Raw genomic sequence first — 12,708 nt, forward strand, 5'->3', positions numbered from 1 at the left:
CGTGGCCGAGACCACTGCCGAGCAGCCGCTCGAAGAGCTTGACATCGACAGCTACACCACCGAGTCCGAGGTCCCCGTCGAGGGCGAGTACACCTCGGAGTCCCTGGCCTCCCGTTTCGGCGAGCCGCAGCCGGCCGCCGGCCTGGGCCGCCGCAAGAACGCCATCGCCCGCGTCCGGATCGTCCCGGGCTCCGGCAAGTGGAAGATCAACGGTCGCACCCTTGAGGACTACTTCCCGAACAAGGTGCACCAGCAGGAAGTCAACGAGCCCTTCAAGGTGCTGGAGCTCGAGGGCCGTTACGACGTCATCGCCCGCATCGCCGGTGGCGGTGTCTCCGGTCAGGCCGGTGCGCTCCGTCTCGGTGTCGCCCGCGCGCTGAACGAGGCCGACGTCGACAACAACCGCGGCCCGCTGAAGAAGGCCGGCTTCCTGCGCCGCGACGACCGCGCGGTCGAGCGCAAGAAGGCCGGTCTGAAGAAGGCTCGCAAGGCCCCGCAGTACAGCAAGCGCTGATCTCGCGCTGCCCGCGGACAGGGCCTACTCCGAACGCCCCGGCGGCACGCCACCGTGCCGACGGGGCGTTCGTATATCGCGGGGCTTAGGCGTATAACGGCACAAGGTGCTCAAAGGCTTGTGTGATCGGATGGTCCGGCGCCGCCTACCCGGGACGCGGAAGCCGCAGGCGCATCCGGCAGATCCAACCCAGTGAAGTGAACACGCGCTGAACGCATCGGCACGTCTCTTCGAACTGACGCTTCCTCAGGAGGACAAGTGGGACGACTCTTCGGCACGGACGGCGTGCGCGGTGTCGCCAACGCGGACCTGACGGCCGAGATGGCTCTCGGCCTCTCCGTCGCCGCGGCGCACGTACTGGCCGAGGCGGGCACCTTCGAGGGCCATCGGCCGACGGCGGTGGTCGGCCGGGACCCGCGTGCGTCCGGGGAGTTCCTGGAGGCGGCCGTGGTCGCCGGTCTGGCGAGCGCGGGCGTGGACGTGCTGCGCGTCGGCGTCCTCCCCACGCCCGCGGTGGCGTACCTCACCGGCGCTCTCGGCGCCGATCTCGGCGTGATGCTCTCCGCCAGCCACAACGCCATGCCCGACAACGGAGTCAAGTTCTTCGCCCGCGGCGGCCACAAGCTGGCCGACGATCTGGAGGACCGGATCGAGACCGTCTACGAGGAGCACCGCACGGGCGCCCCGTGGGACCGTCCGACCGGCGCGGGCGTCGGCCGGGTGCGGGACTACGGCGAGGGCTCCGACCGGTACGTGGGCCACCTCCTCGACGTCCTGCCGAACCGGCTGGAGGGCCTCAGGATCGTCCTCGACGAGGCGCACGGCGCGGCCGCCGGCGTCTCGCCCGCGGCGTTCGCGCGAGCCGGGGCCGAGGTCGTCACCATCGGTGCCGAACCGGACGGGCTCAACATCAACGACGGGTGCGGCTCGACGCACCTGGACCAGCTGAAGGCGGCCGTGCTCGAGCACGGCGCCGACCTCGGCATCGCGCACGACGGCGACGCCGACCGCTGCCTGGCCGTGGACCACACCGGCGAGGAGGTCGACGGCGACCAGATCCTGTCCGTGCTGGCCCTGGCGATGCGGGAGCGGTCGGCGCTGCGCTCCGACACCGTCGTCGCGACGGTGATGTCGAACCTGGGCTTCAAGCTGGCCATGGAGCGCGAGGGCATCCGTCTGGTGCAGACCGCGGTCGGCGACCGCTACGTCCTGGAGGAGATGAAGGAGCACGACTTCGCCCTCGGCGGCGAGCAGTCCGGCCACGTCATCATCCTCGACCACGCCACCACCGGCGACGGCACCCTGACCGGCCTGCTGCTGGCCGCCCGGGTCGCCGAGAGCGGCCGTACGCTGCGGGACCTGGCGTCGGTGATGGAGCGGCTGCCGCAGGTGCTGATCAACGTCCCCGACGTCGACAAGTCGCGCGTGCAGACCTCCGCGGACCTGGCCGCCGCCGTCGCGGAGGCGGAGCGAGAGCTCGGCTCCACCGGCCGGGTGCTGCTGCGTCCGTCCGGCACGGAGCCGCTGGTGCGGGTGATGGTCGAGGCGGCGGACATCGACCAGGCGCGCACCGTGGCGAGCCGGCTGGCCGACGCGGTGAAGTCGGCGCTGGGCTAGGGGCTGTCCGGCAATCCCCGGCGGACGCACGGCGTCAGCTACGGCACCTCGCCGCGTTGTCGGATCGTTGCGAGGTGCCGTCGGTTCCCTCCGGCCTGCTCCGCCGACAGCCCCCGGACACCCCGGCGCCGGGTGCGCGGCCCCGCTCGGGGCCGCGTCCGTCACGTCCGGGTGAGTCGCCGGCGCTGCCCCCGCCAGAACCACTTCTGGGCCAGCAGGGTCAGGGTCCCGGCGACGACGATGCCGAGCAGGTTCAGCAGCAGCTGCTCGCTCGACCGCCAGGTCTGGACGGAGTCCCCGTAGCTCAGCGCGACGGCCGCGTTGGCGGCGGCCGGGATGGTCGTCACGGAGATGGCCACGCCGACCAGGGCGCCGGACTTGGCCGAGGTCAGGGACAGCGTGCCGGCGGCTCCGGCGAGCAGCGCCACGACGAAGGAGAACCAGTCGGGGGCGTACACGAAGCCGGTGTTGGGCCGGTCGCCCTGCAGCTGGGCCTCGGTGAACAGGCCGACCGCGTCCATGAAGAGGCTGAACCCGACGGTGACGGCCATCGCCACCGCGAACCCCACGACCAGCGCGGTCAGCGAGCGCAGCGCCAGCCGCGGGGCGCGCTGCACCAGGGCCGTGCCGATCCCGGCCAGCGGCCCGAACTCCGGTCCGACCGCCATCGCGCCGACGATCAGGATCGCGTTGTCGAGCACCACACCGCAGGCCGCGATCATGGTCGCCAGGGTGATGAACGCCAGGTAGGTGACGGAGAGCGTGGACTCCTCGTGCGTCGCCTCGGCCAGGTGCTCCCACAGCACCGCGTCCGCCGGCTCGCCGGGAGCCTCCTCCTCGGCCTTCCCGGCCCGTTCGGACAGTATGAGGTCGATGTTCTCGACCGCGATGGAGCCGGTTTGGTCGATGCCCAGGTCCTGCAGTCGGCCGAGGAGTTCGTCGGCGGCCTCGCGGGCCACGTCGCACAGCACCACGTCCCCGGCCGGACTGCGCGCGGCGCCCGGCAGCACGACGAGGTGCGTGGTGCCGACCGTCTCCTCGATCAGGCGGACCACGTCGTCGGTCCGGTCGGCGGGGGTGATCAGGCGCAGATGCAGCATGGGGTCCATCCAAGTCCATCCGCCGGTGGGCGGGGCGGGCGCCCTACAGCTTGCGCAGGCTCAGCCGCTGGACCTTGTGGTCGATGCCCTTGCGCAGGACGAGCGTGGCGCGGCCGCGGGTGGGAGCGATGTTCTCGACCAGGTTGGGCTTGTTGATCGTGCGCCACATGGTGCGGGCGTAGTCGAGTGCCTCGTCCTCGGACACCTGGGTGTACCTGCGGAAGTACGAGGACGGGTCCTGGAAGGCGGTCGCACGCAGCTTGCGGAACCGGTCGAGGTACCAGTGCTCGATGTCCTCGACGCGGGCGTCGACGTACACGCTGAAGTCGAAGTAGTCGGCGAGGCCCACGCGGGTGCGGCCGTCCGTGCCGGGCAGGGCGGGCTGGAGCACGTTCAGGCCCTCGACGATGAGGATGTCGGGGCGGCGCACGGTGAGCTTCTCGCCGGGGACGATGTCGTAGATGAGGTGGGAGTAGACGGGGGCCGTGACCTCGGCCTTGCCGGCCTTGATGTCGGCGACGAAGCGGGTCAGGGCCCGGCGGTCGTACGACTCGGGGAATCCCTTCCGCGACATCAGGCCGCGGCCCTCCAGTTCCCGGGTGGGCAACAGGAAGCCGTCGGTCGTCACCAGCTCCACGCGCGGATGCTCGGGCCAGCGGGACAGCAGGGCCTGCAGCAGCCGGGCGACGGTGGACTTGCCGACGGCGACGGAGCCTGCGACCCCGATGACGAACGGCGTGCCGGACTGGGAGCCCTGCTCGCCGAGGAAGGTGTTCAGGGCGTTGCGCAGGCCGTCCGTGGCGCCGACGTAGAGGTTCAGCAGCCGGGACAGCGGCAGGTAGATGTCCCGTACCTCGTCGAGGTCGATGACGTCACCGAGACCGCGCAGCCGCTCGACCTCCTCGGCGGTCAGGGGCAGCGGCGTCTTGTCACGCAGCGCGCTCCACTCGGCGCGGGTGAGATCGACGTAGGGAGTCGCCTCCGGCCGGGACCGGTGGGCGCTCCGGGGTATCGAGGGGACCGGAGAGATCACAGTCCATTGTTAACGGAGTTCGAACGGGGCGGGGGGTGGGGTCCGTCACGTGACGTCCGCGGCCCCGGACGGGCACGCCGGGCACGCCGGGCACGCCGGGTACGCCGGATTCGCCCGGTACGCCGGCGGCCGCCTGGCGCCGGTACGCCGAGCCTGAGTGATCCGGTGTCCCGCCGGAGCTGTCGTGCCCCAGTGGGAATTTCCGATTTCGGGCACGCTGTGGCCGTTCCGGACGCCCGCCGGGTCGTAGGCTGCGGCGCATGTGCGGAATCGTGGGATACGTGGGGGCGCAGTCGGCGCTCGATGTCGTGATGGCCGGGCTGAAGCGCCTGGAGTACCGGGGCTACGACTCGGCGGGCGTCGCCGTGCTCGCGGACGGCGGTCTCGCCGCCGCGAAGCGTGCCGGCAAGCTCGTCAACCTGGAGAAGGAGCTCGTCGACCGGCCGCTGCCGACCGGTACGACGGGCATCGGGCACACCCGCTGGGCCACCCACGGCGGCCCCACGGACGCCAACGCGCACCCGCACCTGGACAACGCCGGCCGTGTCGCCGTCGTCCACAACGGCATCATCGAGAACTTCGCGGCGCTCCGGGCGGAGCTGGCGGAGCGCGGCCACGAGCTGTCCTCCGAGACCGACACCGAGGTCGTCGCCCATCTGCTCGCCGAGGAGTTCTCCTCCTGCACCGACCTCGCCGAGGCGATGCGGCTGGTCTGCCGCCGCCTGGAGGGCGCGTTCACGCTGGTCGCCGTGCACGCCGACGACCCGGACGTGGTCGTGGGCGCCCGCCGCAACTCGCCGCTGGTCGTGGGGATCGGGGAGGGGGAGGCCTTCCTCGCCTCCGACGTCGCCGCCTTCATCGCCCACACCCGCTCCGCGATCGAGCTGGGTCAGGACCAGGTGGTGGAGCTGCGCCGCGACGGCGTCACGGTCACCGGCTTCGACGGCCGACCCGCCGAGGTGCGGTCGTACAACGTCGACTGGGACGCGGCGGCCGCTGAGAAGGGCGGCTACGACTACTTCATGCTCAAGGAGATCGCCGAGCAGCCCAAGGCCGTCGCCGACACCCTGCTCGGCCGGATCGACGCGGCCGGCAACCTCACGCTCGACGAGGTCCGCATCTCCGCCTCCGAGCTGCGCGAGATGGACAAGGTCGTCATCATCGCCTGCGGTACGGCCTTTCACGCCGGGATGATCGCCAAGTACGCCATCGAGCACTGGACCCGCATCCCCTGCGAGGTCGAGCTGGCCAGCGAGTTCCGCTACCGCGATCCCATCCTCGACCAGCAGACCCTGGTCATCGCCATCTCCCAGTCCGGCGAGACCATGGACACGCTGATGGCGCTGCGGCACGCCCGCGAGCAGGGCGCCAAGGTGCTCGCCATCTGCAACACCAACGGCTCGACCATCCCGCGCGAGTCGGACGCCGTCCTCTACACCCACGCCGGCCCCGAGGTCGCCGTCGCCTCCACCAAGGCGTTCCTGACCCAGCTGGTGGCCTGCTACCTGGTCGCGCTGTACCTCGGCCAGGTCCGCGGCACGAAGTGGGGCGACGAGGTCCAGGACGTGATCCGGGACCTGTCGCAGATCTCCGGTGAGGTGGAGCAGGTCCTGGAGACCATGGAGCCGGTGCGGGAGCTGGCCCGCTCCCTGTCCGGCAAGAACACCGTGCTGTTCCTGGGCCGTCACGTCGGCTACCCGGTCGCCCTGGAAGGAGCCCTCAAGCTCAAGGAGTTGGCCTACATGCACGCCGAGGGCTTCGCGGCGGGCGAGCTGAAGCACGGGCCGATCGCCCTGATCGAGCAGGACCTGCCGGTGGTCGTGGTGGTGCCCTCGCCGCGTGGCCGGTCCCTGCTGCACGACAAGATCGTGTCCAACATCCAGGAGATCCGGGCCCGGGGCGCCCGCACGATCGTGATCGCGGAGGAGGGCGACGAGGCGGTCGTGCCGTACGCCGACCACCTCATCCGCATCCCCGCCACCCCGACGCTGCTCCAGCCGCTGGTCGCGACGGTGCCGCTCCAGGTCTTCGCGTGCGAGCTGGCGACGGCGCGCGGCAACGAGGTGGATCAGCCGCGCAACCTCGCCAAGTCGGTGACGGTGGAGTAGTTCCCGCCGCCCTTCAGAGCGGACACGAAGGCGGTGAAGGCCCCGGCCGGGAAGCGGAGGACCGCCCGGGCCGGGGCCTTCGAGTCGCGGACGGCGACGTGGGTGCGGCGGTTGGCGATCTCGAGGCAGTTGTTGCCCTCGCCGCCACCCGAGTAGGAGGACTTCAGCCAGTTGCCCCTCGTGGTCACCATGAGCCTCACAGTTCCTTGGCCAGCCTGTGGATGAAGTCACGCGACCGTTCGGGGCCGAGTGATACCTCCCTTACTTTACGGAAGAGCGTTCGAAACACCCCCAGTTGCGCGTCGGAGTCGATGAAGGCCGTCCCGTGGGGTGCGTCGCGTACAGCTGTGTCCAGTCTGGGCACGGCGCCGCCGGCGAGCATCATGCTGCTCCAGGCCCCCGCGAAACCGTCCAGGTCGAAGGGGACGACTCGCACGGTGATGTGGTCCGCCTGGGACAGCTCAAGCACCTGGTCGAGTTGGGCCCGTGCGGCGGCGCGGTCACCGACCCTGATCCGCAACGCCGCTTCATGAATCACCGCTTCGTAGGGGACGGGGCTCGGACGCTCGATGACGGCCTTCCGGTTCATCCGGTGGCGGACACGCAACTCCACGTCCTCGTCGGGAAGCGCGGGGACCTGGTAGGAGAAGGCGGCGCGGGCGTAGTCCTCTGTCTGGAGAAGGCCGGGGATGTACAGGAACTCGACATCGTTTCGGTATGTGGCGTGGTGTTCCAGCTCGGCCAGGTCCAGATACGGCGTGGGAAGCAGGCCTCGGTAGTCCTCCCACCAGCCGCGTGTGCGATCGGTGGCCATGGCGATCAAGGCGTCGATGAACACGTCGTCCGTACAGGAATAGTGGGCCGCGAGGCGCCGCAGCCGCTTCTCGCTCACCCCCGTGAGACCCGTCTCGATCTGGCTGATCTGCGCAGAGCTCACCCCGAGGAGGGCCGCCGATTCGCGGGCCGTGAGACCGGACGCGTCGCGGAGCCTGCGGAGCTCGGTCGCCAACCGGTACTGACGGGCCGTCGGCGCACGTCTCAACGCCATCGCGTCTCCTCTCAACGCGGCTGTTGCGCTGACTCGTTCGGGGGTCAGACTACGCGATCGACTTGCAAGACTTAAAAAGTTAGGTCTACCGTCGGTGACGCACCGCACACGCTGCGGCACGCCGGGTGTCCCCGGAAGCGCACCGCCCCGTCCTGCCATGACGGGTGCGGCAATGCCACCGCCCGTCCCCGGCGCCCTCCCCAACTCCCCTCTCTCCGCCAGGAGTCACGCATGCCCGTGCCCGAAGACGCATCCTGGGAGTACTGCCTGTACATCCCGAACGACCTGCGCGCGGTCACCGTCAGCCGCCGCACCCTCCGTCTGATCCTGACGATGCACGGTCTCATCGGGCTGGTCGATGTCGCCGAACTGCTGGCGGCGGAGCTGGTGTCCAACGCCGTACGCCACACCAAGGGACCGGCGGCCCTGCGCGTGCACTGGCGGGCCGGGGTGCCGCGGATCGGGGCGTGGGACGCGGACCCGGGGCCGCCTGAGCCGCCTGTGCCGCTGGAGCGGGTGGTGGAGCGGGAAGAGGGGCGCGGCCTGGCGCTGGTGCGGGTGTGCGCCGACCTGTGGGGCTGGCAGCCGCTGTCCAGGGACGGAAACCGGGGCAAGGTGGTGTGGTGCGAGCTGACCGCGGCTCAGGTTCCCGCCGGGTGAGCAATCGGCCGGCCGTGGACGGTGGTGACGACTCCGGCGGGCCGGCCTTCACGTGCGGTCCTGCGGGGCCGACGGGCGGGTGGCTGGAAACGATCGCCGAGGTGCCGGGGCGGGGTGTGAGCCGACGGCGGCCGGGACTCGGTCGCCGTCGGTAAAGAGGCTGGTGAGAGACGGTAAACCATCCGAAACCACGCGAGGTGTTGCACGGATGTTCGGTGCCGGACTGGCGGCCGCTAACATCCCCGCATGTCCGAAAGTGCCGTGCAGCGCCTGCTGAAGAACGATCACCGCACCGCCAAGGCCGCCGCCGGCGAGAGCATCACCCTTCCCGACGACTGTGCGAAGGTGCTGCTCGACGAACTGGCGTCCGGAGAGGTGGTCAGGGCCCTCTACCACGACGGCTGGGGCTATGCCGCACTCACCGCACGCGGCCTCGTCCTCGTCCGGAACCTGCTGGCGCCCAAGGCGGTCCGCGTCCCCGCGCCGCTGCTGATCCTCCGTCGCGCGTACGGCATGCTCGGCTCCGTCGACGTCCTGGTCGACGGCAAGCCGCACAAGCTGCACGGCTCGAAACTCGATCCCAGGGGAGAGCTCCTCGGCACGGTCGGGCGCCTTGTGCCTCCGGACTCGCCGTTGCGCCCCGGCCGCGGGAGGCGGCTGTCCACGTGGGTGCGCCGGCACCCCGTGCTCGCGGCCGCCGCCGCGGCCGTGGTCGTCTTCGCCGGACTGAACCCGGGCTCGGGCGGGGAGAAGGCCGTGGCGCAGGATCGGGCGTACCGCACCGTGGTCGTGCCCGACTTCGACGGGACGTCGCTGGCATCGGCGGCGGCGAGGGCGCGCCTCGATCGGTGGCGGACGGTGTCGGCCGCCGACGCCTCCTCCGCCGGCCGGCGGGTGAAGCCGACCGCGCCCGGCTGGCGGGTCTGTTTCCAGAGTCCGTCCGCCGACGTGACGGCCTGGCCCTCGCTCACGACACTGACGATCTACGCGGTCCCGGAACGGGAGGCGTGCCCGGGATGGCTGTACGGCTCCCGCCGGATCCTGATGCCCGACCTGGTCGGTGAGCGGTTCGACGTGGCCTCACGCGCCCTCGGTGACCTGGGTGTCGACGACGTCGGCGCCTTCCACGCCCACACCGGGGAGCGCCTGGACGGTGATGACCCACAGGACCTGTCCGACTGGCAGGTGTGCCGGCAGCGCCCGGAACCGGGCAGCGTGGCCTCGACCCTGACGCAGCCGGGCCTGTGGCTGATCGGTCCCGGCGTCTCCTGCAGCGAACCCAGCCCGAGCCCGAGCCCGACGCCGAAGCCCAAGCCCAAGCCCAAGCCGAAGCCGAAGCCCGAGCCGCGTCCTCAGCCCTCCTACGGCACCTCGGGCGGCGGCACCGGGGGAGGCGGCACGAGCGGGGGCTCGTCCGGCAGTGCGGGGTCCGGCAGCGGTGGCTCCTCCGGCAGTTCGGGCGGCGGCACCGGCAGTTCCGGCGGCCGGGCGGGTGTCCAGTTCGGGCAGTACTGCTCTCCCGTGGGTGCCACCGCGACGACCGGCGACGGGCGGCCGGCGAAGTGCTTCATGGGCCGGGACGGCCAGGCCCGGTGGGGATACAACTCCGGGTGACGACGCCCCCGCTCGTGCCGGCCTGAAGCCCGGCCAGGTCCCCGCTGCCCGCCCCGGGGGACCGGCCGCCCGGTCCGCGTGGCAGGGGGAGAGGAACACGTCTTCGAAGAACTGTTATTCGCCCCGCCCCGACCGGTCTCCCAGACATCGGACATCATCGACCGGCGTCGAGGACAGGGAAGTCGTTCATGGGGACACAGCACACGGAGGACCTCGCGGCAGTGGTGGCCGCGGCCCGCCAGGGCGATCCGAGGGCTCAGGACACCCTGGTCAGCGCGCACCTCGCCCTGGTCTACAACATCGTGGGCCGGGCCCTGAACGGTTCGGTGGACGTGGACGACGTCGTCCAGGACACCATGCTGCGGGCCCTGGACGGCCTGGGCGGCCTGCGTGATCCCGGCAGCTTCCGCTCCTGGCTGGTGACCATCGCCATGAACCGCGTGCGCGCCCACTGGCAGGACCGGCAGGCCGCTCCGGGCGCCGTGGAGGAGGCCGGGAGCGTCGCCGACCCGGGCGCCGACTTCGTGGACCTGACCATGCTGCGGCTGCAGCTGTCCGGCCAGCGCCAGGAGACGGCGCGGGCGACGCGCTGGCTCGAGCCGGACGACCGGGCGCTGCTGTCCCTGTGGTGGCTGGAGTGCGCCGGGGAGCTGACCCGGGCCGAGGTCGCCCAGGCGCTGGGACTGTCCGCCCGGCACACGGCGGTCCGCGTGCAGCGGATGAAGGCACAGCTCGACGCGTCCCGTGTGGTCGTACGGGCCCTGGACGGGCGGCCGCCGTGCGAGGAGCTGCGCGGGGTGCTGGCGTCCTGGGACGGCCGGCCCTCGGCGCTGTGGCGCAAGCGAATAGCCCGGCACGCCCGTGAGTGCGCGCGCTGCTCGGGACTGTGGGGCGGGCTGATGCCCGCCGAGGGGCTGCTGGCCGGTCTGGCGCTGGTCCCGGTGGCGCCCGCGCTGGTCGCGGGCGTGCGCTCCGCCGTCGGCGGGACGGCCCTGGCCGGGTCGGCCGCACCGCTCGCCTCCGAGGGAACGGGGCATCGCGGCGGCAGCGGCCGGGCGACCGGGCGCCGCGCCGCGGACGGGCGAGCCGCCTCCCGGGGAGCCGTCCGCCGGCGCCGGCGCGTCCGCAGGCGGGCGGCCGCCGCGGCGGTCGTGGCGACCTGTGTGGCAGGCGGTGGTCTGTGGTACTTCGGGACCGGTCCCGGCGGCGGAAGCGGTACGGACACGAGGGCGCGGTCCGCCGGCGAACCCGTCGTGGACCTCTCCGCCTCCGGCACGCTCCCCGGCAGCTCGCCGGCCTGGCCCTCCGCGTCCGCCTCCGCCTCGCCCTCCGCGTCCGCGTCGAGGAGCGCGAGCCCGTCCAGGAGTCCCCGGCCGAGCAGGAGCGCGTCGCCGTCGCGGGAGCCGGCTCCGCCGAAGCGGCCCGCGCCCGCCGCACCGTCCGCGCGGCCGGCCCCCGCGGGCACGGTGGCGCGGGTCGTCGCCCTGGTGAACCAGGAGCGCGCGGCCGCCGGTTGCGGCCCGCTCACGCAGGACTCACAGCTCGACGCCGCGGCACAGGGCCACTCCGACGACATGGCCGCGCGCGACTTCTTCGACCACACCAACCCGGACGGCGCCGACCCCGGCGGGCGCATCACCGCCGCGGGCTACCGGTGGTCGACGTACGGGGAGAACATCGCCCTGGGCCAGCAGACCCCGGAGTCGGTGATGGACTCCTGGATGCACAGCCCTGGCCACCGCGCCAACATCCTCAACTGCGCCTTCAAGAACATCGGCGTCGGCGTCCACAAGGGGTCCGGCGGGCCGTGGTGGACGCAGGACTTCGGCGCCAGGTCCTGACGTCCGAAACCGTCCGCGGGCGGCACCCTTTGGCCGCCGCACGGAGCGGTCCGTCCTCATGGAGAGGGGTGTAGGCCGCTCGGAGGAGGGTGAGCCGGTTCGGTCACCCGACCGGGCGAAACGTTTCGCTTTCGGCTTGGCGGAATTGGGTCCGATCATGGAATTCGCGTCGACGGGGTGTGCTCCGCCGTGCACCCGAAAGGCCCCGGAGGTCGCTCGTCCGGGCGTTTCCCGCGTTGTGGGCACGCTTCCTGGAGGTCATCACCGCGGCCCTTGTCGGTGCGACGAGTCCGAATATGCCGGTGAGCGGCTCGCGGTGGGCCGAATGCGGTGAACTGCTCGGGGTGGAACGTATGCGATGTACCGCTTGGGGTGAAGCGTGCGGGGTGAACGGTGACGGGCCGCAGTGACGCACCCGGTGACCGCGGCGGGCCGGCCTGCGCGCGAAAGCAGGTGTGGGGCGCCCCCATGGGCCGGGGGCGCCCCACACCTGCTTTCGCGGACGTCAGACTCAGTGCCGGAAGACGTCCTTGGTCTTCTCCTTGGCCTCGCGGGCGTCGCCGCGCGACTGCTCCATGCGGCCCTCGGCTTCCATTCGTTCGTTGCCGACGGCCCGGCCCGCGGTCTCCTTGAGCTTGCCCTTGGCCTGCTCCGTCTTGGCCTGCGCCTTCTGGTTGTCAGCCATCAGTTTCACATCCCCAGGTCGTCGTGGCGTCCGGTGGTGTTCGAGTTTCCGTGGACGCGCTCGTCAAACACCGTCATTTCAGGGTTCGGCCGGTCGGGTGACTTCGCGCGAACTCCCCAGCTTTCCCGCGAAGTCGGGGAAAAAACCATGGAGATCGAATGCGTGCCCGGCTGACGAGCGGGCATCCGGAGCAGCGGAGGTTGATAGACATGGTTCCCTTGCTTCTGGTTCTTCTGCTCGCCCTGGTCCTTTTCGGTGCGGGATTCGCGGTGAAGGCACTGTGGTGGATCGCAGTGATCGTCCTCATTGCCTGGCTGCTCGGCTTTGTCCTCCGTTCGGCGGACTCGGGTGGCCGGCGCGGTCGCTGGTACCGCTGGTAGCGGCGCGCGCACACACGTGTGGGGCCCCGGCTTCTGGTCGGCGGTCATCATGCTGTCCGAAATGCGATCACTCGTTCGCGGGACTTCGGCATATAGGGGCGATTTAGT

General features: G+C 71.5%; 12 protein-coding genes. 7 read left to right on the forward strand and 5 right to left on the reverse strand.

Annotated features, from left to right (window positions below; all coding sequences use genetic code 11):
• Position 1: 1 nt before the first annotated feature.
• Both rpsI and glmM read left to right on the forward strand, forming a co-directional pair.
• Positions 2-514 carry a 30S ribosomal protein S9 gene (gene rpsI, locus ACWDNY_RS24380; protein ID WP_030173946.1) on the forward strand — a complete coding sequence of 171 codons (513 nt, stop codon included), beginning with the start codon at positions 2-4 and terminating at the stop codon, positions 512-514.
• 258 nt (positions 515-772) lie between these two features.
• Positions 773-2,131 (forward strand): phosphoglucosamine mutase, encoded by a 1,359-nt coding sequence (glmM, locus tag ACWDNY_RS24385; protein WP_451647916.1) that lies wholly within the window; start codon positions 773-775, stop codon positions 2,129-2,131.
• Positions 2,132-2,292: 161 nt separating this feature from the next.
• Here the strand turns inward: glmM and ACWDNY_RS24390 are convergent, their stop codons facing one another.
• Positions 2,293-3,231: a DUF389 domain-containing protein gene (locus tag ACWDNY_RS24390; protein WP_451647917.1), complete on the reverse strand. Its 939-nt coding sequence runs from the start codon at positions 3,229-3,231 to the stop codon at positions 2,293-2,295.
• Positions 3,232-3,274: 43 nt separating this feature from the next.
• Positions 3,275-4,264 carry a type I pantothenate kinase gene (gene coaA, locus ACWDNY_RS24395; protein ID WP_451647918.1) on the reverse strand — a complete coding sequence of 330 codons (990 nt, stop codon included), beginning with the start codon at positions 4,262-4,264 and terminating at the stop codon, positions 3,275-3,277.
• A gap of 260 nt (positions 4,265-4,524) precedes the next feature.
• Between coaA and glmS the strand changes: the two genes are divergently transcribed.
• Positions 4,525-6,372, forward strand: a complete 1,848-nt coding sequence (glmS, locus tag ACWDNY_RS24400) for a glutamine--fructose-6-phosphate transaminase (isomerizing) (RefSeq protein WP_451647919.1) — start codon at positions 4,525-4,527, stop codon at positions 6,370-6,372.
• Here the strand turns inward: glmS and ACWDNY_RS24405 are convergent.
• A complete protein-coding gene (locus tag ACWDNY_RS24405; protein WP_451647920.1) occupies positions 6,333-6,563 on the reverse strand; it encodes a DUF397 domain-containing protein in 231 nt (76 codons plus the stop codon). The genes glmS and ACWDNY_RS24405 overlap by 40 nt on opposite strands.
• Before the next feature lie 5 nt (positions 6,564-6,568).
• Positions 6,569-7,420: a helix-turn-helix domain-containing protein gene (locus ACWDNY_RS24410; protein WP_451647921.1), complete on the reverse strand. Its 852-nt coding sequence runs from the start codon at positions 7,418-7,420 to the stop codon at positions 6,569-6,571.
• A 231-nt stretch (positions 7,421-7,651) separates the two neighbouring features.
• On the opposite strand from ACWDNY_RS24410, the gene ACWDNY_RS24415 reads away from it, so the two are divergent.
• The 3 genes from ACWDNY_RS24415 (at position 7,652) to ACWDNY_RS24425 (ending at position 11,535) form a co-directional block, all read left to right on the forward strand.
• Positions 7,652-8,080 (forward strand): ATP-binding protein, encoded by a 429-nt coding sequence (locus tag ACWDNY_RS24415; RefSeq protein ID WP_451647922.1) that lies wholly within the window; start codon positions 7,652-7,654, stop codon positions 8,078-8,080.
• A gap of 246 nt (positions 8,081-8,326) precedes the next feature.
• Positions 8,327-9,694, forward strand: coding sequence for a hypothetical protein (locus ACWDNY_RS24420; RefSeq protein WP_451647923.1), 1,368 nt, complete (start codon positions 8,327-8,329; stop codon positions 9,692-9,694).
• Between the two features lie 188 nt (positions 9,695-9,882).
• Positions 9,883-11,535, forward strand: coding sequence for a sigma-70 family RNA polymerase sigma factor (locus ACWDNY_RS24425; RefSeq protein ID WP_451647924.1), 1,653 nt, complete (start codon positions 9,883-9,885; stop codon positions 11,533-11,535).
• A gap of 511 nt (positions 11,536-12,046) precedes the next feature.
• On the opposite strand, the gene ACWDNY_RS24430 is transcribed toward ACWDNY_RS24425, so the two are convergent.
• Complete coding sequence (locus ACWDNY_RS24430; RefSeq protein WP_361509889.1) at positions 12,047-12,220, reverse strand: CsbD family protein; 174 nt, start codon at positions 12,218-12,220, stop codon at positions 12,047-12,049.
• 209 nt (positions 12,221-12,429) lie between these two features.
• Between ACWDNY_RS24430 and ACWDNY_RS24435 the strand changes: the two genes are divergently transcribed.
• Positions 12,430-12,600 carry a hydrophobic protein gene (locus ACWDNY_RS24435; RefSeq protein ID WP_451647925.1) on the forward strand — a complete coding sequence of 57 codons (171 nt, stop codon included), beginning with the start codon at positions 12,430-12,432 and terminating at the stop codon, positions 12,598-12,600.
• Positions 12,601-12,708: the final 108 nt, after the last annotated feature.

The sequence above is a fragment of the Streptomyces sp. NPDC003697 genome (assembly GCF_053587115.1).

Coding starts and splice junctions, on each gene's coding strand:
- ACWDNY_RS24390 (WP_451647917.1), bottom strand. CDS start 3,231: ATGCTGCATCTGCGCCTGATCACCCCCGCCGACCGGACCGACGACGTG.
- glmS (WP_451647919.1), top strand. CDS start 4,525: ATGTGCGGAATCGTGGGATACGTGGGGGCGCAGTCGGCGCTCGATGTC.
- ACWDNY_RS24405 (WP_451647920.1), bottom strand. CDS start 6,563: ATGGTGACCACGAGGGGCAACTGGCTGAAGTCCTCCTACTCGGGTGGC.
- ACWDNY_RS24410 (WP_451647921.1), bottom strand. CDS start 7,420: ATGGCGTTGAGACGTGCGCCGACGGCCCGTCAGTACCGGTTGGCGACC.
- ACWDNY_RS24415 (WP_451647922.1), top strand. CDS start 7,652: ATGCCCGTGCCCGAAGACGCATCCTGGGAGTACTGCCTGTACATCCCG.
- ACWDNY_RS24420 (WP_451647923.1), top strand. CDS start 8,327: ATGTCCGAAAGTGCCGTGCAGCGCCTGCTGAAGAACGATCACCGCACC.
- ACWDNY_RS24425 (WP_451647924.1), top strand. CDS start 9,883: ATGGGGACACAGCACACGGAGGACCTCGCGGCAGTGGTGGCCGCGGCC.
- ACWDNY_RS24430 (WP_361509889.1), bottom strand. CDS start 12,220: ATGGCTGACAACCAGAAGGCGCAGGCCAAGACGGAGCAGGCCAAGGGC.
- ACWDNY_RS24435 (WP_451647925.1), top strand. CDS start 12,430: ATGGTTCCCTTGCTTCTGGTTCTTCTGCTCGCCCTGGTCCTTTTCGGT.